The organism is Curtobacterium sp. Leaf261 (assembly GCF_001422205.1).
In the GTDB taxonomy this organism is placed as follows: domain Bacteria; phylum Actinomycetota; class Actinomycetes; order Actinomycetales; family Microbacteriaceae; genus Curtobacterium.
In genome coordinates this window covers 25745-51196 of record NZ_LMMJ01000004.1, presented here as the reverse complement: position 1 = coordinate 51196, position 25452 = coordinate 25745, and the positions used below count along the sequence as shown (strand labels likewise).

Genomic DNA, 25452 nt, shown 5'->3' with positions numbered 1-25452 from the left:
CCGGCCGCTCGGCGTGGAGAGACGCCAGGGCGAGGTTGATCCCGGTGTGGAGAGCCGCTGCGCGAACAGGGTTGACCTCGGCCAGCTCGGTGCAGCTGGAGGCGATGAGGGACAGGCGCAAGAGCCAGGGCGCTGCTCCTGACGGCAGCGGGTCAAGGAGCGCGAACGGTTCGATCAGGAGGAGGCCGACTTAGCTGAAGACGGGCACCCACAGGCCGGTCTCGACCGTTCGTTGGCGTCGGAGCAGCGCAACCGGTAGGCCAGCGACCAACACGCCCACCAGGACCAGAGGCAGAACGATGAGCGGAGGAGAATCTGACCGGTGGTCTGCCGGGAACTCCGGCCAGGTCAAGAGCGCGAACAGGACTGCTACGAGGGCGAGAGTCGCGGTCATGCCGCGCTCAACCCCGTACCGAAGTGAAGCCAGAGCAGTTTGCGCAGGAAAGTTCAGACTTGAGTGGTCCATCCCGGGTTCCGTCGGTGCTGGCGACGACTGACCCACTGGGTCGACAAGTCTTTCCGAAACGTCTTCACGGTAGATCGGGCTGAGCACGAAGCGACACCCCAGAATGAGCCGCGGTCCCTGCCAAAAGGGTAGCGCAGCACGATCAGCGTTGACGTGTTTCGAACGCGAGAGACGCGACCCGCTTCCGGAAGCGTCTCCGACAGATAACTCGACTTCCACTGGGAGTCGGTGGGTCAGTAACTCATGCGCCGAGCTCGAGGCGTTTCGCAAAACTCTACGTTTGCGAGACACCGGCGGGGGGCTACTGCTGCGGTGCGCAACGCTCGGAGTTTCGGGTTTGGTCGATGTTTTGGAAAGTTGTCTCTCGACGTAGGTCTTGTCTCGGACCGCGTTTAAATGGGTTGCTGAGACACTAGACGGGTGAGGTTTTTTGGATACACCCGGATCAGGACGTGCAGCCCCAAATTGACGCGCTCGTCGACGTCGGCGTTGATCGGCGGGATATTTGCGGCGATGTGACGTCGGGGCGGAAGGAAGTAGCGTCTCGTCCGGGAATGGGGAGCTTGCTCGGGTATGCGGAGGCGGGAGACACGGTGGTGGCGTGGCGGGTGGATCGGCTCGGCCGGCCGCTGATGGATGTGTTGACGACGGTGGCGATGCTGGGGGGAGCGGGGTATCGGAGTCCGGTCCACGTCAAACGGTATTGATCTGGCGACAACGACGGGATGGCTGATGGCGACCCTGGCGGTCCACGAGCGTGAGCTCATCGTGGAACGCGTGAATGCCGGCATGGCCGTATCGACACCAGGCGGCCGCTGAAGCCGCGGCTGGGAGCAGCTAGCCGAATGACGTGTGGATAGATCGGCGCGGCGGTGACGGCGAGTTTGGGTGGATGGCGGGCCGGCTCGCTCGCGACCGCAAACGCGGCGAGACCGGCTCCGCCGTCGCGGCACCCGAAGCCGCGTGTGTGGTGATCTAAGCCACGATGAACAGCCAAACACAGACGTCGCCGTGGCGCACCCGGCAACGGGACGCTCGNGCCGGCTCGCTCGCGACCGCAAACGCGGCGAGACCGGCTCCGCCGTCGCGGCACCCGAAGCCGCGTGTGTGGTGATCTAAGCCACGATGAACAGCCAAGCACATACGTCGCCGTGTAGAAGGCCCCAGAGGGTGGGCAGAATCGTGGTTCTCTTTGACGGCGATCGTCACCGCGGAAGGTGGCTGCCGTGTGGTGGGGTTGTGTCGTCGAGGTGGTCGTGGTGCGCTAACGCCATGAGCTGAATTTGCTCACGACCCTCCTACGTCGACGTCTCGCGAAGACCGCTGGTCGAGGTGGAACTTGGGCCGTGCCGCACGTTGCGCACTTCGTCGGCAAACATGTGCGGCCGTCGAGTTGCCCGCGGACGACAGAGCGACGGAACGGGCATACTCAGATCCGACATGAGACGGCGCGAAGATGACCACCGTTGTGAGGTCCGAACGTCGAGTGTCCCCACTGCTACGACATCGACGCGACGGCACCGGCTGAGTGTGCCGCTGATCGGACTCGTCGTGGCCGCCGTCATCGTGGGTGCTGCCGTCGTGGTCCCTGGACTCACCGGGTGGCGTGTCCATGTGATCGCCTTCGCGCCGCTGCACGCTCGGTGGGATCCGCGGATCGGGCCGGGAACACTCCCCGCGATCCTGCTGGCTGTCGTCGTGTTCTCGTTCGCACCCCACGCGGTCACGAGGCTTCCGTGGCGATCGTTGGTCATCGTCGCGTTCGTGACGACTGTGGCCTGGTTCGCGGCGTTGGCCCTCGTGGACGGTGCGGCGGGGATCGGGCACATCCTCGACACCGGCTACGAGTACCTGCGGACGGCCCGCGCAGTTGCTGATCGCCCCTTCGCTGCGACCCTCGACGGGTACATCCCGCGGATCGTCGGTGGTCCGGGCAAATGGCCGGTGCACATCGCTGGTCACCCGCCAGGGGCGCTGCTGTTCTACGTCACGCTCGTACGCCTCGGTTTCACCACCGGTCTCGCTGCGGGCTGGGTCACGCTGATCGTCGCGGCCACGGCACCCGTGGCGGTGATGCTGAGCATGCAGACACTCGGTGCCGAGTCCGCAGCACGACGGGCAGCACCGTTCCTGGTCGCCGGTCCTGCCGCGATCTGGTCAGCGGTCTCGGCCGACGCGGTCTTCGCTGCCTTCGGTGCCTGGGCGGTGTTCGTGCTGTCCGTCGCGGTGACGAGACGCACCCGGCGGGGGACCGCCGCGTTCGGTGTCGTGTCCGGAGTGCTGTTCGGCTGGTGTGTGATGCTCTCCTACGGGCTTCCGTTGCTCGCCGTGGTCGCGGTGGCGGTGATCTGTTCCCGTGGGTCCTGGCGGGTGATCTGGTGGGTGGCTGCCGGCGCGATGATCGTCGTCGTCGGGTTCGCCCTGTGGGGGTTCTCGTGGTGGGACGCCTACCCGGTGCTCCGTGAGCGGTACCGGAACGGCGTCGCGCACAAACGTCCCATCGCCTACTGGGCGTGGGGCAACCTGGCCGCGTTCTGCTGCAGCGCCGGACTGATCGTCGGTGCAGTCATCGCGCAGGTCATCGCCAGGGTCGTCGGTGCCGGATCGCGCGCCGGTGAGTCGCTTCGTGAGTTGTTCCGGTCACCGGAACGGTCGGTACCGCTGCTCTTCGGCGCAGCGGGCATCACGATGATCCTCCTCGCCGACCTGTCAGGAATGAGCAAAGCCGAGGTCGAGCGCATCTGGCTCCCGTTCGCGCCGTGGGTGCTGGTCGGCACCGCACTCCTGCCCGACCGTTGGCGCCGCGTGGGGATCGGTGTCCAACTCGTGTGGGCGCTTCTTGTCCAGCATCTGCTCGCCACGGGCTGGTGAGGTGACCGTGTGTGGCGCGGGGCGGCGATCCGAGGAAGGTCGAGATGTGATGGGATCCACGGTGCCGCCGGAGTACACCTTCGTGCAGGTCTGGCGAGACGGTGCTTCCAGTTGGCTCCGGCTGGACGGGGACGAGCTCCGGGGCGGGACGACTGACCCGACCGGCGGTGAGCAGGCGTTCCGACTGGACCGCAGCACGCGTTGGTCGCTTCGGCGATTCTGCGACGGGGCCGCGGTCCTCAGTTTCTGCCTGCCTGCTGACCACTTCGAGATCCAGCTCCCGACCCAGCATGTCCACGGAGCCCTCGCGCTGGTCGAACAGTTCCTCGGTGCACCCGCGGATGACGATGGGGAGGGGCCGGGTCCTGCCTGATCGTGGGTGTTTCACCGGCTTTCCGCCACGGCCATGATCCGCTGTCTCGGTCGTGCCCGCGTCGCCCGACCCTCCGTGGTGGAGGCCGTGCACCGAACGCCACTCATGCGGCCGGCGGCCACCCCTCACGTTGCTGCGTGCGGTCGCCGTCGGTGTCCTCGGTCTGGTTGTGCAGGAGGACCTGCTGCGTCGGGAACGGGAGGTCGAACCCCGAGTCCGTGAGGGTGTTCTTGATGGCCTCGAGGACCTGGTCCTGCGTCTCGACCGCTTCGCGGCGTGCCGGGGCTCATCAGGAGCGCACGGTACCATCGCGACGCGACGCGACGGTGACGAGGTCCGGAGCGGACGCGTTGGATGCAGTGGTGCGTCCTGGATCGATCACCCTCTCGATGGGTCAGTTCCCAGCCTGGTTCACCGTCCTGGCATGGGTGTCGATCGGGGTGGGTGTGGTGTGTGCGCTCTGGGTGGCGCGAGACGTGGGCCGGCGGCCGCAGCCGATGGCGGTGATGAACGTCGTCTGGCCGGTCACGATGCTCTTCGGCGGCGTCGTGTGGCTCGGGTTCTATCGACGCTTCAGCAGAGCCGCACCGCATGGACGCCGGAGCAGCGCGGCTGGCGACACGCCGATGCTGGTCGCCGTCGCCACCGGGACGAGTCACTGTGGCGCTGGATGTGCGATCGGCGACCTCGTCGCGGAGTTCGCGCTCGTCGCGTTCCCCGTCCTCGGGGTCCTCGTCGGGCGCGGCACGCTCTACCAGGATGAGATCTTCGCGGGGTGGATCCTGGACTTCGTGCTCGCGTTCGGCCTGGGGATCGTGTTCCAGTACTTCTCCATCGCACCGATGCGCGGACTCGGCGTCCGAGCGGGTCTGATCGCGGCCCTCAAAGCGGACACCCTCTCGATCTCGTCGTGGCAGGTGGGCATGTACGGGATGATGGCGCTGGCCCAGTTCCTGGTTCTTCCTGCACTCTTCGGTGGCCGCGCAGACGTGCTGTCTCCCGAGTTCTGGTTCGTGATGCAGATCGCGATGCTCGCCGGGTTCGCCACCGCCTATCCGGTGAACTGGGCACTCGTCCGGTCCGGGCTCAAAGAGAAGATGTGATTCGAGCTCCGGGCGATTCTGACGGTTGGGAGTGCTCGGAAGACCGTGCACCCCATGCAGCTGACCACGCTGCACTCCGCGTCCGCCGACGAGCCTCACGGTGGCCACGATGGCGGCCCAATCGGCGTGCACTACAAGTCCGTCGCGCGGGGCGCAGTCTCGCACGGGTGCGTCCGGATGGGCGGCGACGCGGTCGACGCGATCAACACGCTGCCGCTCGGCACGATGGTGGAGATCGTCGCCTGGCAGCTGAATCGGTATCCAGCTGTCGACACTGAGCATGTCCCCAGATCCCTCGCTGGATACGCGGCGCTTCGGTACGCCTACGAATGGCCCTCGGGTAGAGGCAGGCAACCTCACACTCCGCGATCGCAAGAACGACATGATCGTCACCGGCGGCGAGAACGTCCACTCCATCGAGGTCGAGAACGCCCTCGCGGAACACCCCGGCGTCGCCCAAGTCGTGGTGGTCGGTGTCCCCGACGACACCTGGGGGGAGCGGATCACGGCTGCGGTGGTGCGCCGGCCCGGGAATGAACTGGACGAGGCCGCACTCGTGCTCCACGCTCGAGATCGGATCGCCCGATACAAGGTGCCGAAGCAGATCGTGTTCATGGACGCGTTACCGACGACAGCGAGCGGGAAGGTCCGGAAGGACCTGATCCGGCGCGATCTGGCCCTTGAGGCGACTCGATGATCGCCGAAAGCGTCCTCTACGACAAGGTCGGACCCGTCGCGTGGATCACGTTGAACCGGCCGGAGGTGAAGAACGCAGTCGACGAGCAAATGCACGAACGGCTCGTCGAGGTTTTCACCGACTTCCACGGTGACGACACGCTACGAGTCGCAGTCCTGACGGGGGCCGGCGCGGACTTCACGTCCGGCGCGGACCTCCGGACACATGCTCCCCAGTGGCAGGAGGAAGGACCGATGGCGGGCCGCAACCGACTCGACGCCGGAGTCTCCGGAATCACACGCGGACCACTTGCCGACATCCGGAAACCGATCCTCGCGATGATCGACGGATGGTGCCTCGGCCACGGTGTCGAGCTCGCGATGGCGTGCGACATCCGGATCGCATCGGACCGATCCCGGTTCGGGACCTTTGAGGTACGTCGGGGCATGCACTCCGCCGACGGCGGCATCGTACGGCTACTGAACGCCACGGGGGTATGGTTCACCACCGAGATGCTCCTGACCGGCGAACCAGTCGACGCGCAACGGGCGCTGACGGCGAACATGGTGAACAGGGTGGTGCCCTCCGCAGAGCTCCGGGCTGAGACCGAGCGGGTCATCGCGTCCATCCTGCGGAACGATCAAGCGGCCATCGAGTCCGCGAAGGAAACCATCAAGGAAGTCATCGGCCGGACGCTCCACGATCAGCTCCGCGTCGAGGCAATGTGGGGCTACGCGCTCTGCGCCGGCAATCCGAGTGTCGCCGCTCGGAGCGCTGCGTTCTTCGACCAGAAGCGGCCGTGACGCCCGCCGGATAGTGCACGCAAGGGGGAGTGCTGGCATGCAGCGCTCGCTCTGAATTTCCGCGCCAACCGCGAGACTAGCGCAGTACAAGCTCCGCCTGAGCGCCCTCGGCGTCGAGCAGTAGCCGGAGCGCAAGCAGCCCGTCGCGAACGCGAGTCTTCGCGGTCGCAGCCTTAATGCCGAGCAATTGAGCGGTCTCAACGCCGCCAAGGTCACTGAGGTACCGCAGCATGACGGCTTCGCGTTGCAGCGGCGTCAGTTGCGCGAGTGCGCGCTGCAGGGCTGCGCGATCGTCGAGTGACTCGAACCACTCCTCGGTGGTGTTGTCCGTGCCCTGGTACTCGGAGATCCCGATCCGACGGTCGCGGTCGCTGGCAGCTTGCGCGGAACGGATCCGGTCGATGGCGCGTCCATGAGCGACGCGGTGCATCCACGTCGACACTCTGGCTCGTGCTGGGTCGAACTGCGCCGCGTTCTGCCAGACGTGGAGGAACACCTCCTGCAGCACCTCCTCGGCCTGAGCGTGGTCGACGAGGCGGCGCTGGACGTAGCCGAGGAGCTGATGTGACATCCGGCGGTAGAGCTCCCCGAATGCTGCGCGATCACCGTCTCGGATTGCGGCGAGCAGCGCTTCGTCAGACGCTGCTTCCCACGTTGGTCGTCGTGTTCGAAATGCAGTCATGTGGGCTCCAGGAACACGCATTGTCGGCGCGATCAGGCTGCGCCAGGTGGGGGGACACCACTGTAAGCAGCCGGTACGGGGACATGGTTGCCCCAGAAGTAGGCACATGGTCGTGAATCTCGATGACCGAGGCATAGGCTGGCCGCGTTCCGGACGGGGGTCCGGCCGGCCGCCCCCGGCGGCCGGCGACACGCATCTGATCGTGTGGTCGGACACGAGCGCCCTCAATGGACCCGAACCCGAGAGGGCGCTCGCCTCCGCGTCACGACCGCTGCAATCGGCCAGGCCCGTCCGAGCGTGTTCTGGCGATGCGATGACCTGTGCGCATCGGACACAGGACAACTGTTGCGGGGCAGGTAGGTTCCCGCTCACGTGGCGACGGAGATCATGATCCGGATCGTCGCCGCGGAGCCCTGGCACCCTGGCTCGCGCTGGTTTCGACGCGGATGGGCAGCAACTTGCCGGGGTCGGGGAGTCGGTATCATCTGCGTCGTGACTTTTTCAGGATGTGATGGTGAGCTGTTCGGCGTGCACTGCCAGTTGCCCGTCGGACATGCCGGGATGCACGAGTACCAGGATGACCGACAGTCCTCGTCCTGGACGTCGCCGAGCCCGACCGCAGATCGCCCATTTCACCCCTGCCGGGCAAGGGCCCGCGGTCAGTTTGCGTCGCTGAGAAAGTCCGCATAACGGACTTCCGGTTCGCCGCTGGTGCCGTAGTCAGACCTCAAGCGGTCTTCCACCAGCGCTCGGATCGCGCCCGGATCCAACATGCCCCGTCTCCGCCACTCAACCGGTAAGGACCGGAGGTGGTCGAGCTGCTTGCGTTGCTCCTGAGCGCGGAGATGGCGACGCACCTCGTCGGGTGTCAGCTCGTTCGGGTCATCCGTTCTCCACATTTCCAGACGAGGGTAGAGCGAACCGTTCTCGAGGAGCAAACCTGCTCGATCCCGTTCGCTTTCCGGCGATGGGCGGGTTCCCGCCAGATGCTCGTCAGCGCGATCCGCGGTCGACCGTGGCGCGCAACGCAGCTCCCACGCTCGTGAATGCACTTGTCAGACCATCAAAGCTCGCCGGCGATGCTGCGCCGTCGGTCGCCGCGGTGAACGCTGCCGCGTAGATCGCGGTGATCTCTTCCAGTACCGCTCGCCCACCGGGCCGCAATTCCAGGTACGAGCTCCGACGATCATGCGGATTCGGCACACGATGAGCCCAGTCAGCGCTCTCGAGACGGTCAACAAGGGTCGTGGTGGCGCCGCTGCTGAGCCCGAGCTCACGCCCGATGGAACCAGGGGTGGTGTCACCGCCGCCGGCGATGAACACCAGGGCTCGCATGTCAGTCACACCGCAGCCGTACTGTTGCGCCAGCTGTACCGTCACCAGAGCATTCGCGCGATGCATCAGCACGAACGCCCCAAGCGCTTCGCTCATCGGGTCATGCTCGGCCGCGGGCGCAGTGTCCCCGTCGTCAGCGGAGGTCGATCTCACCATGGGGACGCTCCTGTCTCGAGTGCGCCGTCCGTGGCGCTCATGGGGTGGTTCGACAGTAGCTGAGTTTCTCGAACGTCGAAGTACCCCATTGTGGGTCGGCAGAGAAGCCGCAGCCCCGCTCGAGGGTCACGAAGCGCCTCAACAGCTGGATGGCACACGGGTCCGAGTGTGGACTTGACAGCAGCGCTGAGCGGCGACCGACCGCCCGCGCCCCGGCCGAGTTCTTCGACGCGAGAGTCACCCTGCTAGACGCTCTAGAAGACAGGCTCGACGCTGGACGCCACGACGTCTTCACCCGCGCAGGACTCGGACCCACGGCACGCCGGGTCTACGAAACTCTGACCACCGACGAGCACGCACTTGAGGCAGTGGCGGATCGAGCAGGACTCCCTCGCGGCCGCGTACGGGCAGCCCTCGCACGCATGCGCCGTTGGACCCTCGCGGTCGCCACACCCGCTGGCTGGCGTAGGCGCCTCCAGGATTTCCGGGCACACGTGGCCAAGCAGCTTGGCGTCGACGGGATTCTCCAACGTCGGGAACAGCAGTACGTCGACGAGCGCGACCTCGGGGCCTGGTGGCAGAACCACCTCGTCCGGAAGGCTGGTCGAGCACACGCCTCGCACTGGACGTGCAGGATCTGATCGACGCCGCAGTTGACGGCGGCGAGGGGACGATTCGCAACGTCGTGGAAGAGGCCATCCGCGAGAAGTGTGGCCAGCAGTACGGAACGAAGCCTGGCGACCGGCAGCGCTCTCGTCGCGCCGGATAAGCTATTGGACCGGCAGGAAACGAGAACGGACGAGACAACCGATAATGATCCGCTTACATTATACATATCGTCTGCGTACATAATAAGACGCCGAGCGGGGGCTATTCAGGCGGCTCAGCCTCATCGGCTTTGGGTGCATCGCCGTCGCGGGACCGGCGGCTTAGGGCTAACCGGTAGAACTTGGTCAGCTCGCGCGGCGCAGCAGTCCCGGACGCTTGCTGAACCTGCCAGCAAGCCTGAGCTTTTGTACCAGACCGGTCGAGTTACGTCTAGCTCTGGTCGGTGCCGCTCGTCGCGACAAGCATGACTTATTGCGGGGGGCGCGGATCAGGGCCTCTCGGCACGGTGTGGGGCCGCTTCGGGTGCGGTCTCACACCGCTGCGTTCCGGGGGCTTAGGATGCAGCTCTGAGGAGAGCCCCAGCGGCCGCGCCACGGTGTGCGGTGATGGAACCACAAGTCTGTGGCGCGATGAGGGGCAACGGCATGGTGCGTGGGTGTTCCCGCACAACGTTCAGCCCAGACCTCGCTGACACAGCTGGGCTCTCACTGAGAGCAGAATCCGCATGGGATACATCGTTTACGATGGCGACGTCCTCGAGTTCAAGGTCGAAGACCGCCTCCTCGCGCACCTGCAGATCGTCATCATCAACAAGTTCCGGCGAAACGAATCGATGATGTTTTCCTGGCGGGAACCCGCCGAAACGGGTGACGGCCGCTCTACCGTGTGGCTCGCCCCATCGATCGGGTTACGGTTCAAGTTCGCCGGCGGGAGACCGCCAGCAATCAACCCGACTTGGCTGGCTGCCCTATACGAGCTCGCCGATTCGGGACGGGGCCTGCACGCTGTCGAAGAGCCCGTTCAGGACCGTACTACCCGCCTCCCCGGCACAAGCGGAGACGCAGTCGACTGGCCAAAGGATCGAGTCCCGTCCCGCCAGCAGCGCACCCCTCGTCCGTTGGCCGGGGAGCGGAAACAACCCTCGGAGGACTCTCTGTGACCGGGCGTGAGGATGCCTCGGCGGAAAACGGATCAGGCGATTCTCGTCAAGGCATCGCCGTTTCCGAAAAACCGGCGCAGTTGAAGTTACCTGGCCCGCACCGCTGAAGCTAGAGCCACAGTGACGATTCGTACCCAATTGCCCCGAGAAAGTACAGCGCCCGGGCGCACGATCTCTTCGTGAGCTTTCGTGAAGTCAATGCCGAGCCGGTCATCCGTTCGGAGCATGCACTGATCAGCGGTGTGAAGAGTATGAAAAAGCTGAAGGCGTCGAGCGTCTGGCTCCCCGCGATTGCGCCGACGAGAGCGCCGGTAGCCGGCGGGGACTGATGGTCGTCCTCCGGTGTGACCGGTCGCGCTCGAGCGCTCGCGGCTTCCCAGCCGGCCAGATTCGAGATGATGTTCGCCCTTCGTCAGCAGGAACGTAGGGCACTGGCGACGAGTCCGGTGCCCCCGATGCGCACCACAACCCTTGCCTTCACGATCAGCGCCAGCGGTGCGAGCATCGGATGACCGTACGTCCACCGCAGACCGAGCGCGCGGCCGGTGCCGAGCTGCAGCAGCGCGTGACGGCCATGCACAAGTCCGCGGCCCTCATCAACGAGCCGCCAGCTGAGCTGTCGACGCGGGCAGCAGAATCGGAACGCACATCGACGGTTGCCGAGCGGTTGCGGGAACAGAACCGTATGAACGCGGCACGAACCGCCGAACAGCTCCGTCATGGCGGGGTTCCGGGCCCAACACTGCAACCGCTGGACCGCGATCGAGATCAGATGCGACGCGAGGCCCGCCCGAGCCGCCAATCAGGGGAACGAATCCGGGATGATGATGCCCGTGAACGCAGACAACACGGGATCCTCGTGACCGCGGCTTACACCCCGACAACGGCACAGGTGCGAGAGGCGTACGTGCGTCAACTCCGCAACGCATTCGTTGCCAGCACCGCCGAACATCAGGCCGAGTGCGACCGCTGGCTCGCATCAATCACGGCACCCACCGTGCAAGTCGCCCTCCCGGACCGCGACGTCCTGGCAGACGTCATCGCTGATGCCTTCCGCACCAGCGGCGACCTGGGGATGAGCCCGGCAGCAGATGCGGTCCTGCATGGTTTGCGCAGCACCCAAGGCGCCCACTCAGCACTCAGACTGACATAATGACGATTATCGGCTCACATCCACAGTGGTGCCTCGAGCCCTCGGACCCATCGATGCCGCGCGGCAGCCGCACCAACACGCGTGGGCTCGAGAGTGTCCGCGCCTCGCTGCTGCGAATGGCCAGGAAGCTGCCCCCGTGTCTGGATCAGCAAGACCGGCCGCCGACACCCTCCGCGGCCGGACGTCGTACCGGATGATCCGGCATTGCGGTCAGGGTGGTCACGCCGCCTTGTTCAGCGGTCGGAGCTGATAGAGGTGCCGGAAGCGTCGTCGATGTCTTCGTGATGCCGCTCGACGTAGCCAGCCATCCCCGGCACGGTGAACGCAACTTGGCCGTGTTCTGGTGCGTACACGAGGCCCTTGCTGATGAGGGCGGCGCGATACGGTCCGACGCTGCTGGGCTGGATCTCCATTCGCTGCGCTACAACTGCAGTGGAGGATGGACCCTCACCGTCGGCTGCCATTGCGCGCAGCATGCGCCGCTCGGACCGAGTCGCGCGCTGCCACCGTGACCGGAAGAACCCGCCGTCAAGCTGCTCAGTACCGTGGCGCACCGCTGCGACCGCGTCCGAAGGTTCGATGAACGCTTCAGGTGAGAGGTTCCATACTGCCTGCCCGTACTCCTGGATGAAGTATGGGTAGCCGTCGGCGGCATCCAACAGCACGTCGAGCGCGTCGGGAGCGAACTTTGCGCCCAGCCGCTCGGCTGGGTCACGGAGCGCGCGCGCTGCCTCCTCGCGGCTGAACTTCCCGATCTGCCGATAGTTGAAGAGCCGCTCGGCGTACGACCGTGTCTCGGTGAGCACTCGTGGGAGATTGGGGAGCCCGGCGGCGATGATGTAGAAGGGCCAGTCCTGCTGATTCGCGAGATGCTGGGCCGCGATCAGTGCCCCCATCGTCTCGGAATCGAGGTCTTGCATCTCGTCGATGAACACCCCGAACGCCCGCCGGCGCTCCCCCAGCGCAAGCGAGACGTCCTCGACGAGCTCGAGCAGATCTACCTCGGCATCCCCCGAGTCCGCGCGCCCCTGACTGAGTTCAACGCCGAGTTCAATGCCGGTCGCCCCAACCTTCGCGTTGAACGACGAGATCGTGCCCAACGCCCCACGCATCCGTGACGACAACGTGGTTCGAGCGAGCTTCCGAGATGACGCCATCAGCCCGCGTGCCAGTGCACGCCGTACCGCGTGGACTCCGGCCTCATCCCGACGCGCTTCGATCCGGACGGTCAACCACTCAAACGACTCAGCCATCCGGTACATCTCGTTCAGCAGAACCGTCTTCCCCACGCCACGGAGCCCGGTGAGCACCACACCACGATCACCGCGGCCGCTGGCTACCCGAGCACGCAGCGTGTCGAACGCCTCGAGCTCGCCGGTCCGGCCAACCAGCTCAGGAGGTCGCCGTCCTGATCCCGGACTGTAGGGGTTCTGTTCCGCCAACATATAGTGAACGATAGCCCACGATTACGAAAACCTAATGGTGGGCTATCGATTGCTATCGTCTGGTCGATGTCGTCCCAGCGAAGGGTGATCCCACCGCTCCCGCGAGTACAACGCCCCAGAAGTCGAAGCAGGACCCTCGTGTTGTGCAGCACCGGCCCACCCGGGAAACTTGGCCTGACAGGCCGGAGACCCGCGGGCTTACCGCTCGAGGCCGTCGTCGCCACGAGACAGGTCCGGCGCCGGGGCCGGGGGGGGGGGCTGAGGTGAGGAGATGTCAGTCAGGCTTGCCCCTGACTCAAACCGACATACGATACATTATCGGCGCGATAGACCGTGTCATGCTTGACCCGACGCGCAAGCGGCGAGAGCCGAGCACCTGGGTGGGGTGCGGACCGGACTGGAGGTGCGCCTCCAGTCCGACACGTCGGCGCACCCCGACAGGAGCACCGAACCGTACGCCGGCCTGCTCACCGGTCGTCGGCGGTCGACACCTGCATCGAGACGACGGAGACGGAGTCCATGACGGTGCCTGCGGGGATGCTGCCGTTCCGCTCGAGCTGCAGCATCCGCTCGCCGAGGTAGTCGCCGGATGAGCGGTCGATGATGACCTGCCGCTGCTCACTGCCCGACGGGTCCGCGAGTCCGATCGCGGTGCCGGTCCGACCGTCGAGCGATGCCTGGCGTTCAGTGACGGTGATGCCGGGCAGGGTCGCGAGCGCGTCGTACATGCCGACGCGGAGGTCGGCCGGCACGAGACCGGTCCTGAGCATCTCCGCGACAGTGTCGAAAACGTGCTCGGTGTCGGTGTCGCCCACCGACTTGGGCGCGGCCTCGATGCGACGGACGAGCGCGCCGGGGTCTCGCGGCAGTCCGGGGATGTCGGCCGGCGTCAGCGTGCCCGCGGGGGTCCCACCGAGCTCGCCGTTGGTGAAGTCGCCCCCGGCGGCGCGTTCGTGATTCGGGGTGTCGCGGTGGGCTTCCGTGGCATAGTCCCGCCTGGCCGCATCGTGGGCTGCCGCGCCGCCGTAGAACGTGGACGCCGGCTCGGACCACGACACACGCGTCCACGTCCTGGAGATCGAGCGCGGGACCCAGGTGATGCTGACGTCGTCGGCGACGTAGGCCTCGTCGTAGTGCTCGCCGTCGGACGTCGCGTACCCGAGTGCTCGCTCCCGTGTCGTGACCTTCGTGAAGGCGTTCGCGGGTTCCGCGCTCGACATCGATGCCCGCGCCGCGTCGTGCAGGGTTGCGGCAGCGGCGGACTCCGGCGACGTCAGATGGGTGAGGCCGAGTCCCGTCGCCACGAGCGCGGCGGCAGCGGCTGCGGACGCGATGCCGAGCACGACGGGGCGCAGTCGGCGTCGGGGTGCTGGAGCCCGAGGCGGTTCGACCGGCGCGTCGAGGCGCTGTCGCACCCGGGCGAGGGTGGCGTCGATCACCTCGGGAGGGAGTGCGTCGACCTCCGAACGGAGTCGGCGGACGGTGGCGAGGTCGTCAGGCATTGGAAGCTCCGTTCAGGAGGGTCGTGGCGTCGGGCACGGCGCGGAGGGCTGTTCGTGCCCGGTTCAGGCGGGAGCGGACGGTGCCGATCGGGACGCCGGTGGCGGCTGCGATCTGTTCGTAGGTCAGCTCGGCCAAGGCGTGGAGGAGGACGGTGTCGCGGACTTCCGGACGCATCCGGTCGAGCTGCCGCGTGACGGCCCGGACCGCGCGGTCGAGGTCGATCCGCTCTCCGACGTCGTCCTCGATTGCGTCGTGGACGGCGACACGCGACGCGGCTCGTCGCGCTCGACGTTCGGAACGCCAGTGCCGCCGCAGCAGGTTCGTGGCGATGCCGAACAGCCACGGCAGCGGTTCCTGGCGGGACGGGTCGAAGCTCGACCAGTGCGCGAGCGCGGTGACAAACGTCTCGCCGAGGAGGTCCTCGGCGGTCTGGAGGTCGGTCCGCTTGACGAGGTAGAGGAGGATCCGACGCCCGTGCAGGTCGAACTGCCGGCCGAGCTCGTCGGCCGGTGAGGGCGGTGGGTGATCACTGTGCACGATGGGTATTGCCCGATCATGCCCGAGGAGTTCCACATCCGCCGACGGTGCGACGGAGCGACGGGCGAGAGCGATCAGCCAACGCTCATCGCCCTAGACACCCGTGGCACAATCACACCTGAGGACGCTGCCCTCCAGCAGGCGTTCACCACGCTCGGGCTGCACTGGCCCCACAACGTGCAACCTCGAGCCAATCGCCCTGCCAAGACCGATACTGACATAATCTATATTATCGGCTGGCCGGTCCTGAGGATTATCGCCAATATCTGGAGGCTTGTGGCACGGCGACGTCGGCCGTGGCGAAGGTGATGCCATAGATCGTCACGGTCGTGCCGCCTCGAACGAAGCCATCACCTGTCACGGTGACCGGCGCGCCGCCCGTCACCGGGCCCGAGCCCGGCGTGGAGCCGGTCACGGCCGGCACCGGCAGGTACTCGTACGCGTCGGCAGCGACTATCGTCCCACCCGGACCGGTAACAGCGACGTCCGCATTCGCGACGGAGCCGGCTGGTGTGGTGGCGGTGGCGGTGACGGTGACGGTGACGCGAGTGTCGGTCGGCGTGCCGACGACGGTAGCGGGAGCGCCGCCGATGGTGACGCCGGTGGTGCCGGCGAGACCGGTGCCGCTGATCACGACCGTCTGCCCGCCCGCCGTGGGACCCGCTGCCGGGCTGCGCGTCGGTGATGCGCGTCAGGCTGTGCGGAGGCGCGTGATGCGGTCTCGGATGCGGGTGTCGAGATCGTCAAACTCGTCGAGCACGTCCATCGCCGCGTATGCGCGGTCGCGCTTTCTCTCGGTGACGGCTTCGACGATGCGGGCCTGTTCGAGCGCCTGCACACCGCGGTAGACGCTCCGCTCGGGGACGTCGCCGAGCTTGTCGACGAGCTGCTCGACGGTGAATACCGGCAGGGTCAGCAGAACCGGCAGGATCCGCTCGGTAGCGCTGCCAGCCCGCGGTGCAGCTTGCTCTCGCCAAGCGTCGACGTAGCCGGCGAAGCCGCGAGCAGTGCCGCGGGCTTCGCGGGCGGCCGTCTCGACGCAGAGCGCCAGGTCGGTGACGATCGGCTCGATGTCGCCGGTGCGGTACGCGGTCAGCAGCGAGAAGTAGTGGCTCGTGTTGGCGGCGAGAGCGCTGGCCACCGGGAGCACAGTGTGCGGAGTGACCCCACGCCGGCGCAGAATCGCGCCGATCAGCGCCCGGCCGATGCGTCCGTTGCCGTCGGTGAACGGGTGGATGCTCTCAAACTGGGCGTGCGCGATCGCAGCTTGAGTGACTGGTTCGAGGTCGTCACGGTTCGCGAACACGAGCAGATCGTCGAGAAGCGCCGGGATCTCTTCCGGCGGCGGCGGAACGTAGAGCGCACCGCGGGGCGAGTGTTGCGAGCCGCCAATCCAGTTCTGCACGTCACGGACCCGGCCTGCGTACGGACGCTCGGACAGATCCGGGTCATCCTCCATGAGCGCTCTGTGCGCGGCGAGGATCTCCTCGAGCGTGATCACCTTGCTCGAGGCATTGATCAGCGTTGTGATCGCGGCACCGGCAGCAACCATCGACATGGCGGAGGTGTTCTCCTTCAGCCCGCCGATGGCTCGAGCGAACGCGACCGGGGACGCCTCGACGTGCTCGATACGACTGGACGCGACCGACTCCATCCGGATGAGAAAGCCCGCGAGAGGGCTCAGGACGCCGTCTGCCACGCGCTCGAGGTCTGCGGCCTCGTAGCGGGCCCTGGCGAGGTCGCGCTCCGCGATGACGGGAGCGTCGGCATCAGCGATCCTCGGCGGGATGGACACCGTGACCTGGGAAAAGGTCCGGTCGTCACGGGTACCGCGACGGCTCGTGCTCGTCCACGGGCCGACGCGCGAGGCATGTGCAGGCCAGTTCGTCATGTCGGCTCCTTCCCGGCGACAACTCCGTCGATGATGTCACTTATTCTGCACAAGTGGCAGCAGTGGCTCAGGTGTCGCCGCGGCAGGGCCGGAAGCTCGACGCGTGAAGCAGGCGGGCGGTAAGCGCCGCTCGACCGTGGCCGCAGCGTCGGCTATGTCACCCTGACTGTCGAGAGCGGCGACCTGCTTGGCCAGCCGGCCTCGATGCCGGAGGTGTCGAGGTGCCGCCTGTAGACGCGGATGCGTGCTGGCACGGACGTGGTGTTCGACCACGTTTCGCAACCAGCCATCCGAGACAGTCAGTGCTGCCCTCCGACCGCGGACGGTCCCCTCCTCGAGCCAGCCGAGGATGACCGTGCTGCCTCCCCCGGGCAGTTCTGCGACAGCCTGTTGCAGAACCATTCCATCCGCCCTCGCGGCTGCCGACGCCCGCAGGTAGGCAACGTTCACGGCCGCGAGAGCTAGTCAGCTCCGGCACCGCAGAACCGACGCTGCGCCGTCAATCGCGAATCACTTACCTGTTGCTGCAAGTCGGCAAGCGCGGCGGCATACCGGGTGGAATCCGCGCACGGCGAGACGTCGAGGACCATCGAGAACCGACAACGTGCGCCATTCCTCGATCAGCACGCACGACACCAACGTGCGCGGACTATGTCACAGTTGTCACGCACCTCCTCACTACGAAAGGCAGCAACACCATGGCGCAGAAAGTCACCACACACCTCGTCGACGACTTGACCGGCGACAACATCGAAGATGGCAAGGGCCGCACTGTGACCTTCGGCTTCGACGGCGCCAACTACGAGATCGACCTCACCGACGACAACACCGACCAGCTTCGCGAAGCGTTCTCCGATTACGTCGCCGCCGCCCGCAAAACCAGTGGTCGTTCCGGGCGCTCGTCCTCCGGTGTCACCCCCAAGCGAGGCAACGCCGAGGAGCTGGGCAAGATTCGCGAGTGGGCCGCCGCGAACGGCCACGAAGTGTCCTCCCGCGGGCGCATCAGCCAGGCCGTCCGCGACGCATACGACGCCGCACACTGACACCGCTACCTCAACGCCACAACGGCCGATCACCCACAGGGCGGTCGGCTGTTGCTGTACGCGCCGGTAAGGCCTCTTATGTCAGTCCAGACCCATGCACCTCATTGTTCAGTCGACGAACTGCACTGATGCGAACGCGAGGATCTACCGGAAGTTCTCGGAATCCATGTTTGGCACGCGGGCATGCCTGGCGCCAAGGAATCGGTAGGTGCCGTCGCTGAACTCATTCAGCCAGCCCAGCGTTGTCGAGTTGTCGGCGCGCACCATCCATTGCCGAGGTCAGTGTTCAGCACCGCGAACGATCTACCTTGCCATCGGTACCGCGCCGACCCGTAGTCGCTGGGTAGCCGATCGGGAAGACGTTCTACGCTCATCATCACCTGGCGCCGCTCAGAGCATGTCTGACGCGTCGCCCTGGATCCTGCCCGTGCCGCCGCAGTTCGGACACTCCAGAAGTTCAGTCAGCCCCTCGTCGTCGCCTGGGACGTTGACCTTGCCGGTGCCGCCGCAGTCAGGACACTCAAACCGGTACTCATCGGGGTCGTCGCCGGGCCCGTCAAAGTTGACACGTCGGAACACTGCATACTCCTGTCGTTGCTTTCCGCGGATCGTATCCGTATCCGTATCCGTGAGCAGAGGATCACCATCTACGGCGCCGGGGAACGCAAGACTGTGACCGGCCGCGCTGGAAGGCGCACATCTGGCGTCAGTTGATGGCCTTCGGGTCCGGCCTCGGTCACGCCTCGGTAATGGACCGCCGCTTTGCGTCGTAGACGTAATCGACGATGTCACCGGATGCGATGAGGTCGATGGCTTCGTCGATCACTGGGAGCGGGACGACGAACCACTCGCTTACGGCGTATTGGCGGCCGTCGTGGCCGACCTGGTTCACGTTCAGGCGGGAGTCGGCGAATACGCGATGTAGGAGGTGTTCAAGGGCCGATGTCTTCATGTTGTAGGTCCGGTAGGTCCGGACAATTTCAACAGGAGCCATAAGGTAGGTCGGCTCCCGTTCGGCGCCGGCGATGCGTTTCTCCACCGGGCCACGAGAGAACCCGATCTTATAGAGCTCCTGCGTTCCTGCGATCTGCGGGTCATCGCTGAGGGAGCGCAGCACGTAAATGTACCCGGTCGCGACGTCGTCGGCGAGGATCTCTTCGAACCCAGTGGAGACGACGGCGAGTCCGTCGTTCTCGTACAGTTGCCCGGCGAGTGAGCGGCGGTAGAGATTCGACTCCGTACCGTTCTCGAAGATCGTCCGGGTGCGCGGCTTGTACCGGGTTCGGACCCCCGGTGCCGCCTGCGGTTCGGTAATCTCCGCAACGAACAGCATCACACCCGATAGCACAAAGAAGCTGCCTTCTTTGATTTTTTGTTGTCCCCCCGCAGCTTCGAAGCTCACCAGCTTCGAGGTACCAGCGCGAAGCTCTTCATGTTTCTGGCGGAACAAGGGCTCGAAGGCATCGAAGTCCAAGCTCTTGACGCGCTGAGCTACGTCGTCCGGGTCTACGCGCCGTGCCCGTACGGGTAATTCGCTTGTGTCGAGTATTCCGGAATCGTCATCGAGAAGTCCGAGCTCATCGCCGTCGAGCAGATCTTCGATCGAGGCCGGTGGTTCTGGTTCGGCGAGGAGTCCAAGTTCGTCGAGGTGTCGTAGCGCGGCGATCTTGCTCTCTTCGGCGAGGATGCCGTCGAGCCTGGCGCCAAGTTTACGCTCGGCAATCTCCCGCGTTGCCGAGCTGGGGGCTCGGTCGTGCTCACGGTAGAACTCGACGATCTCCAGGAACGAGCGCTCGAGTCGATCGACGGAGGTGACCGCCGCAGGCTTCTCCGGAGTGTCGAGCAGTCCGTCTTGGTCTGAGTCGAAGATGCTCTGGTAGTCGGCGTCTGTCATGACTGCTCCAGACGTCGCTGGGCTTCGAGTTCGCGCTTCTTTCGACGAAGGAACAGCAGCGCTTCCGCGTACCGACGCTCGGTTCCGTCCTCGGCGCGAGTATCGGGCTGTCGGCGATGCACCTTCGTGAACTGCTGCACCTTAGGCCAGAGCAGGAGCGCTTCCTCTTCCGTCATCTCGATCCGTGTCGCGGTGATGGTGTCCTGGATGATGCGGAGCACTTGCGGGGTGACGGACTTCGAGAGCACCTCGAAGGCCCGTTGGAACGGGTTGACCTTATCGATCAGGTTGATGTCGATGTCGTCGATGTTCACGAACTTGTCGGACATCTTGATGAAGCGCTTGTCGCCGACTTCGCGAACTTCACCGTTCTTGATGACCGAGTCCACGACGACCTGCTGCCGCAGCTCCTCGACCTGCGGCTCGGTCAGGTCTGGGTAGCGTTCGCGGATGATCTTGGGGATCAGTACCTTGTTCGTGACCTCGGCGTCGAGGTTTCCAGCTGCGGCTTTGACGAACGTGTCATCCTGCAGAATCGTGGCTTTCAGATCGTTGAGGTCGGTCGTAACAATCTGCTTCACCCGGTCGCTGGACGGTTCCTTGAATCCCTTGATCCGGAGTTCACCCGGCTGCGGTGCATCATCGTTGCCGGTCTTGGTTCTGAATGTGAAGTTTGGTGCGAGGACCTGCTCCATCAGCAGGGACGCGGTGATCGCTTTCAGCATGTTGTTCACCGACAGCTTCACCTCGTCGGTTGTCGCGTCGGGCTGAGCAAGAAGGTTGGTGAACTGCGCGTGCGTCTTGCCCGGGCTGTCTCGCGTGACACGTCCGATGATTTGGATCACCTCGGTCAGTGACGCCCGGTAGCCAACGGTGAGGGCGTGCTCGGCGAAGGGCCAGTCGAATCCTTCTTTCGCCATGCCGAGGGCGATGATTACGTCGACTGCGTCGCGTTGCTTGGACGCGACGCTCGTGAGGTAGTGCAGCGTCTCGGCTCGTGCGTTCTGGTCGGTGTCGTCGACGAGGTCAGCGACCCGCACTATCCCCCCGGTGTCGCGGCGGCGGACGCTGAGGATACCGGTCGCGTCTTGCTCGATCTCGTCGCCGATGACGGAAAGGATCGAGTTCAGCTCCTCGATTTTGTCTCTGGTGGACTCCCCGCTGTTCACGTTGGGGATGTGGATGAGGGTCTTCTTGTCGAGGTCGAGGACCTCGTCGATGGCGCTGGTGTATCGGCCTTGGTAGAAGTGGTGTCCGATGCCGAGCGACTTGAGATGTTCGTAGCCGTTGAGTTGGTCGTAGTAGTTGAAGGTGACTGGGGTGAACTTCGTCTCATCCTCTGGCGAGAGCACCGGTACGGAGTCCCCGCGGAAGTAGGACCCCGTCATCGCGACGATGTGTGCGTCGGACTCGGTCATCACCCCGCGGAGGAGGTCGCCGAGCCTGCTGCTGCCAATGTCGGCTGAGACGTGGTGGAACTCGTCGATCGCGAGGACCGAACCGTCGAATGCAGAAGCCGGAAGCTTCTCGTATGCGAACCGCAGCGTCGCGTGGGTGCAGACCAGGGTCGCGTCGGGTCCGCTGAGGAATTCGACGAACTGCTGCACCTTGCTCGTCGACGCGCCAGGTGTGCAGAGGTTGTGCTCCGGCTGGATTTCCCAGTCGGCGAAGAACCCGTGCCGAGTCAGCTCGGTGCTGGCGAACGAGCCGCCGATGGAGCGCTCGGGCACCGCGACGATGACCTTCTTGCGGCCCTGGTTGTACAGCTTGTCCAGGGCGACGAACATCAGCGCCCTGGACTTCCCCGACGCCGGCGGCGCTTTCACCAGAAGGTACTGGGCGTCGCGTTCGGCGAACACACGCTGCTGCATCTCGCGCATGCCGAGCGCATCGGTGTGCACGGATGCGCCCGTGCGCGCGTACTGCACGTCCACGATGTTCACGGGCTGCTTCGGGCTGATCATGCGCGGTTCTCCTCAGCGGTCATCTGCTCGTACAAGCCGAACAGGTGCGACAGACGTTCCTCGTCGGTGTCAAAGGGGCGACGTCGGTAAATGGCGTCCACCACTGCGTCGAGCTCGCTGTGGGCCGCTCGCAGGTCGTCGGGCATCGCCTCGGGATCGTAGAGGTCCGCCAGAGTCAGCTCCGAGTGGTACTCGCGCACGTCCAACACCCGCAGCGCGGCAGCTGCGAGCCGCTCCTTCGCGGCGTCGCCCAACGCCGGCACCGGGAAGTTGTTGTACACGATCGTCGCGGAGTAACGCAGATCGGTCTTCAGTCGTCCCGCCACCGCTCGAGTCCACACCATGTGCATACGCGAGGTAAGAACACCAAATAGCCATAACGAGGCATCGCAAACCATGAGGGCTGAATCACCGACAATAACTTCCGGGCCGACGTATCCCATCGGAATGTACTTGCGATTCTCCGAAGAGTGCCGCGGTATAACGATGGCCTCTGATCCCTTGTGACGAACCTCTCCGAATCGCCATGGAGTATCGGCGAGTTTTTTAGTAGATGCCCTCTTGCTTTTTTCACGCAAATCTCGCACTTCATCGAAGCGAGCCGCTATTTCGGGTATTGATGAAGCATCTTGCTCGGTACCTTCTTCGACCCACACGGCATAGCGGTCCTTGCCCCTAATCAACTCGGCAGCGCCGACAAAACGCTTCACAAACCGCCCGAGGGTACGGTCGTCACGTAATAGTTCGTCTCGCGCTCGTTGATCGAACGTTAGGTGGCCGCCGTCGTTTGGCATGTTGCCGAGCAGCACCTCAGGAATCGCGCGCGACGGTCGGGTCCGTTTCGTAACCGCTAAATCCGGCCCGTCGACAAGGTATCCGTTGATGTTTCTCGCTTCAATGCGAAGGCCACCCGCAAAAATGTATTTTGGCCCGGTGCGGACGGGTCGCAAACTGATGACCGCCACAGTAACTCCGGCATTTCCCCTTGCGTTGTTATCCCATTTGAACGACGTGTGGGTAAATCCGATCTCCACGTTCAGACCGAGAATTACTGGAAAGAGCAAACCGACTTGTTCACCCTGCCCGATCGAGTTTGTCGTCACAAATGCAAGCTCTGCCCTTGTGCCTGCAACGTACTCGGCTCCTTTCAGGAACCAGATGGCAATGTAATCGAGGTTTTTCGAGTACGCACTACTCGAAAATGCAATGGCGAAGTCGGCCTTCATCTCCGGCGTCAACTCTCGCGCTCCCTTGTAGGGCGGGTTGCCGATGAGATAAATCTCATCATTGCCGCCATTGGGGCATACCTTCCCCCAGTCGATCCTGGCAGCGTTACCGTGGGTGACGCGACCGGTCTCCTTGAGGGGGATAAGCGGAAGGTCTATGTTGAATTTCTCGAGGAATTCCTGGTTCATTTGGTGCTTCGCGATCCAGAGAGAGAGGATCGCGACCTCGGCGGCGAAGTCGTCGAGCTCGATGCCGGAGAAGTTCTCAACGTTGATTTGAGATTCAGCGAAGAGTGTTTGGTGCCGGGAGTCTAGCTGCGCGAGGCGTTCGAGGATGGCGTGTTCCAGGCGGCGGAGTTCCTTGTAGGCTATGACAAGAAAGTTCCCAGAGCCGCATGCTGGGTCGAACACCTTTATTTGCGAAACGCGTCGAAGTAGCGCTTCGAGTGCAGCGGGGCTGTCGAAAGCCAAGTCGAGCTCTTCACGGAGAGCGTTGAGGAACAGCGGTTCGATTGTTTTGAGGATATTGGGGACGGACGTGTAGTGCTGACCGAGGTCGGCTCGCTGGTCAGGGCTGACCACAGCCTGGAACATAGATCCGAAGATGTCAGGGTTGATCTCGTTCCACAGCAACCGTCCACTCTCGAGCAGGAGGTCCCGGGCTCGCTTGTCGAATGTGGGTACTAGATGGTGGTCCTGGACGGTGAAGAGGCGCCCGTTGACGTATGGGAAACGAGCCAGGTGTGATGGCTTGTCTGCCGGGCCAGGCGTGTCGAGGGCTCGGAACAGATCGTTGAGGAGTTCGGCGAGGTCGGATCCGTCGGGTTGCGTGAGGGCGGCGACTGCGTCAGTGAAGAGGCCTGCCGGTTCGAATATGCCGGTGTCTTCAGCAAAGAAGCAGAAAAGCAGCCGGCTGAAGAAGACGTTGAGGGCGTGTCTGCCGAGCTCTATCGTCTCGAGGTCAGGGTTCACGACGAGGAGCTGGTCGAAGAGCTTTGCCATGCGCTCGGCCGCTTTGACGTCCGCGTGCGCCTCAGCAACGTACTGCGCCTTCTCCATGCCAGCCCAGGGCAGGAAGAAGGTGAATTGCTTGTCAATGTCCTGGAGCGGGATGGCGAGGGTCTCGCCTGTCCTGGTATCGACGGCGAGGAGGTCGACGTAGTCGGTGACGAGGACGAAACGCGTGCCGTACCGGACGACGGTAGGCGCGGTGCGGAGGTCGTCGATGACTGCGTAGAGGTCGTCGGTCGTGGGCTTGAAGTAGACGACGCCCTTCTGCGCAACCTCGGTGTCCGGGTCGTCGGCGACGTTCAGTGCGCCACTGCGCAGGCGGGTGATGCTGGCCGGCGATCGTCCATACGCCGCGAGCAAGTCGAAGATGAACTCCCGTTCGTAGTGGTCGCGACCGCCGAGCGGTCCGACTCGGCCTTCGATCGTCTTCAAGTTCAGGCGCGGCACCTCGTCAGTATGACGGGTATCGACCGGCGGCTGCTTGAGAGGCCATTCGATCGATGTGCTGCGGTGAGCAGGTCGTTTGATGCCGTCCTTCTCGCCTCGTTTCGCGCCGGTCGCTTCTCATCCCACGCTTGCTGTGTTGCATTGGGGCATACCCCAGCGCCTCGCGTTGCGAAGGGGTGGATTCGCGTAGCGGTAGGGTCACGTTCGCGGCTTCCGCCACCGATGCGTGCAAGGGTCTAGGCCCGGTGCTGCACTCGGAGTGGCTCGGCGGGCACTAAAGATGTGTGCACGTCAGTTGTCCCAGAGCGAGGTCGCTTCGTCGGCAGCACGGACTAGGTCGGTGGCTGAGACGGTGAGTCGTGTCTCGGCGATGTCGAGCGCAAGCCATTGCAGCACCAGCGTCAGCTGCCCCGGCGATGGCAGCGGGTGCAGCCACAGCTCGTCGGTGTGCCGATACCGCCACGCACCGCCACCACCACTTCCCCCGCGGCGGACAAGCACGGACCGGGTTGCACCCCTTTCAGCGCCGGGACGGTGACTGTCGTTGATTTCTTCCCCATCGGACAGCACTGCCCCGACCCGGAGACGGCGGCCACGATCGTCACTGCTGCCGAACCGCTCTTCGTGCGTGAGCTGCTGGAACTCACGCATGGTCAAGTCCCCCCGACGCAGGTACCGACCGATTTTGAACAGCACCCCATCGGAGAACACCCGAGCGGACTCCAACACGACCACCGCATGCGCGCTGACCGCCCATCGCATCCCCAGCGACACGATCGCCGGTAACTCATCCTCAGCGGGCCCGTGCCGAGGATCCCGCTCCGGCTCCTCGGCGACATTATCCACCGGGTCTGCATCGTTGGTGAAGAAACTCATGGCGCAAGCGCACCACGACTTCTTCGACGACACAACCCATCACACGCACCCCCCGTCGCAGTAACGATCGCCGTCAGAGAGAACCGCGATTCTGCCCACGCTTCGGGGCCTTCCCCACGGCGACGTCTGTGTTTGGCTGTTCATCGTGGCTTAGATCACCACACACGCGGCTTCGGGTGCCGCGACGGCGGAGCCGGTCTCGCCGCGTTTGCGGTCGCGAGCGAGCCGG

General features: G+C 64.9%; 21 protein-coding genes and 2 pseudogenes. 10 read left to right on the top strand and 13 right to left on the bottom strand.

What is annotated here, in order from left to right:
- Positions 1 to 918 precede the first annotated feature (918 nt).
- The 6 genes and pseudogenes from ASF23_RS17695 to ASF23_RS04600 all read left to right on the top strand — a co-directional run bounded on the left by ASF23_RS17695 (position 919) and on the right by ASF23_RS04600 (position 6292).
- Positions 919 to 1173 (top strand): recombinase family protein, encoded by a 255-nt coding sequence (locus ASF23_RS17695; protein ID WP_326998992.1) that lies wholly within the window; start codon positions 919 to 921, stop codon positions 1171 to 1173.
- An 823-nt stretch (positions 1174 to 1996) separates the two neighbouring features.
- Complete coding sequence (locus tag ASF23_RS04620; RefSeq protein ID WP_200919299.1) at positions 1997 to 3337, top strand: hypothetical protein; 1341 nt, start codon at positions 1997 to 1999, stop codon at positions 3335 to 3337.
- Between the two features lie 762 nt (positions 3338 to 4099).
- Entirely contained in the window at positions 4100 to 4813 is a 714-nt protein-coding gene (locus ASF23_RS04610) for a DUF4396 domain-containing protein (RefSeq protein WP_055949796.1), read from the top strand.
- A 54-nt stretch (positions 4814 to 4867) separates the two neighbouring features.
- Positions 4868 to 5038 (top strand): annotated as a pseudogene (locus ASF23_RS18990) (L,D-transpeptidase); the annotation flags it as partial.
- Positions 5039 to 5093: 55 nt separating this feature from the next.
- Positions 5094 to 5510 (top strand): AMP-binding enzyme, encoded by a 417-nt coding sequence (locus ASF23_RS04605; RefSeq protein ID WP_082473825.1) that lies wholly within the window; start codon positions 5094 to 5096, stop codon positions 5508 to 5510.
- Entirely contained in the window at positions 5507 to 6292 is a 786-nt protein-coding gene (locus ASF23_RS04600) for an enoyl-CoA hydratase/isomerase family protein (protein WP_055949788.1), read from the top strand. Before ASF23_RS04605 ends, ASF23_RS04600 begins: the two co-directional genes overlap by 4 nt.
- Positions 6293 to 6368: 76 nt before the next feature.
- Here ASF23_RS04600 and ASF23_RS04595 read toward each other — a convergent pair whose 3' ends face one another.
- From ASF23_RS04595 to ASF23_RS04580, 3 genes are all read right to left on the bottom strand, one after another.
- The gene (locus ASF23_RS04595; RefSeq protein ID WP_235510785.1) at positions 6369 to 6995 is read right to left on the bottom strand and encodes a sigma-70 family RNA polymerase sigma factor; all 627 of its coding nucleotides are present in this window, start codon (positions 6993 to 6995) and stop codon (positions 6369 to 6371) included.
- Positions 6996 to 7967: 972 nt separating this feature from the next.
- The gene (locus ASF23_RS04585; RefSeq protein WP_156364203.1) at positions 7968 to 8405 is read right to left on the bottom strand and encodes a MarR family winged helix-turn-helix transcriptional regulator; all 438 of its coding nucleotides are present in this window, start codon (positions 8403 to 8405) and stop codon (positions 7968 to 7970) included.
- 314 nt (positions 8406 to 8719) lie between these two features.
- A complete protein-coding gene (locus ASF23_RS04580) occupies positions 8720 to 9079 on the bottom strand; it encodes a hypothetical protein (RefSeq protein WP_055949765.1) in 360 nt (119 codons plus the stop codon).
- 719 nt (positions 9080 to 9798) lie between these two features.
- On the opposite strand from ASF23_RS04580, the gene ASF23_RS04575 reads away from it, so the two are divergent.
- The 3 genes from ASF23_RS04575 (at position 9799) to ASF23_RS18155 (ending at position 11386) form a co-directional block, all read left to right on the top strand.
- On the top strand, positions 9799 to 10233 hold the full coding sequence (locus ASF23_RS04575) for a DUF7882 family protein (protein ID WP_326998991.1): 435 nt from the start codon (positions 9799 to 9801) through the stop codon (positions 10231 to 10233).
- A gap of 179 nt (positions 10234 to 10412) precedes the next feature.
- Positions 10413 to 10562, top strand: a complete 150-nt coding sequence (locus tag ASF23_RS18160; RefSeq protein WP_156364201.1) for a hypothetical protein — start codon at positions 10413 to 10415, stop codon at positions 10560 to 10562.
- A 179-nt stretch (positions 10563 to 10741) separates the two neighbouring features.
- Positions 10742 to 11386 (top strand): hypothetical protein, encoded by a 645-nt coding sequence (locus tag ASF23_RS18155; RefSeq protein ID WP_156364199.1) that lies wholly within the window; start codon positions 10742 to 10744, stop codon positions 11384 to 11386.
- A gap of 233 nt (positions 11387 to 11619) precedes the next feature.
- Here the strand turns inward: ASF23_RS18155 and ASF23_RS04570 are convergent, their stop codons facing one another.
- From ASF23_RS04570 to ASF23_RS04550, 5 genes and pseudogenes are all read right to left on the bottom strand, one after another.
- The gene (locus tag ASF23_RS04570; RefSeq protein ID WP_055949762.1) at positions 11620 to 12831 is read right to left on the bottom strand and encodes an ATP-binding protein; all 1212 of its coding nucleotides are present in this window, start codon (positions 12829 to 12831) and stop codon (positions 11620 to 11622) included.
- A gap of 467 nt (positions 12832 to 13298) precedes the next feature.
- A complete protein-coding gene (locus tag ASF23_RS04565; RefSeq protein WP_055949759.1) occupies positions 13299 to 14333 on the bottom strand; it encodes a CU044_5270 family protein in 1035 nt (344 codons plus the stop codon).
- The gene (locus tag ASF23_RS04560) at positions 14326 to 14871 is read right to left on the bottom strand and encodes an RNA polymerase sigma factor (RefSeq protein WP_055949756.1); all 546 of its coding nucleotides are present in this window, start codon (positions 14869 to 14871) and stop codon (positions 14326 to 14328) included. Before ASF23_RS04560 ends, ASF23_RS04565 begins: the two co-directional genes overlap by 8 nt.
- A 253-nt stretch (positions 14872 to 15124) precedes the next feature.
- Positions 15125 to 15532, bottom strand: a pseudogene (locus ASF23_RS04555) (IPT/TIG domain-containing protein); the annotation flags it as partial.
- A gap of 30 nt (positions 15533 to 15562) precedes the next feature.
- Positions 15563 to 16666 (bottom strand): Fic family protein, encoded by a 1104-nt coding sequence (locus tag ASF23_RS04550; RefSeq protein WP_235510784.1) that lies wholly within the window; start codon positions 16664 to 16666, stop codon positions 15563 to 15565.
- Positions 16667 to 17460: 794 nt separating this feature from the next.
- On the opposite strand from ASF23_RS04550, the gene ASF23_RS04545 reads away from it, so the two are divergent.
- Positions 17461 to 17805, top strand: a complete 345-nt coding sequence (locus ASF23_RS04545) for a histone-like nucleoid-structuring protein Lsr2 (protein ID WP_055949736.1) — start codon at positions 17461 to 17463, stop codon at positions 17803 to 17805.
- A gap of 390 nt (positions 17806 to 18195) precedes the next feature.
- On the opposite strand, the gene ASF23_RS04540 is transcribed toward ASF23_RS04545, so the two are convergent.
- The 5 genes from ASF23_RS04540 to ASF23_RS04520 form a co-directional block, all read right to left on the bottom strand.
- Positions 18196 to 18384, bottom strand: a complete 189-nt coding sequence (locus ASF23_RS04540) for a hypothetical protein (RefSeq protein WP_055949734.1) — start codon at positions 18382 to 18384, stop codon at positions 18196 to 18198.
- Positions 18385 to 18541: 157 nt separating this feature from the next.
- Positions 18542 to 19699, bottom strand: coding sequence for a GIY-YIG nuclease family protein (locus ASF23_RS04535; RefSeq protein ID WP_055949731.1), 1158 nt, complete (start codon positions 19697 to 19699; stop codon positions 18542 to 18544).
- Positions 19696 to 21663 carry a DEAD/DEAH box helicase gene (locus tag ASF23_RS04530; RefSeq protein ID WP_055949729.1) on the bottom strand — a complete coding sequence of 656 codons (1968 nt, stop codon included), beginning with the start codon at positions 21661 to 21663 and terminating at the stop codon, positions 19696 to 19698. The genes ASF23_RS04535 and ASF23_RS04530 overlap by 4 nt, the downstream gene beginning before the upstream one ends.
- Positions 21660 to 24347: a DNA methyltransferase gene (locus ASF23_RS04525; protein ID WP_055949726.1), complete on the bottom strand. Its 2688-nt coding sequence runs from the start codon at positions 24345 to 24347 to the stop codon at positions 21660 to 21662. The genes ASF23_RS04530 and ASF23_RS04525 overlap by 4 nt, the downstream gene beginning before the upstream one ends.
- Positions 24348 to 24638: 291 nt before the next feature.
- Positions 24639 to 25223, bottom strand: a complete 585-nt coding sequence (locus tag ASF23_RS04520) for a hypothetical protein (RefSeq protein ID WP_055949723.1) — start codon at positions 25221 to 25223, stop codon at positions 24639 to 24641.
- Between the last annotated feature and the right edge of the window lie 229 nt (positions 25224 to 25452).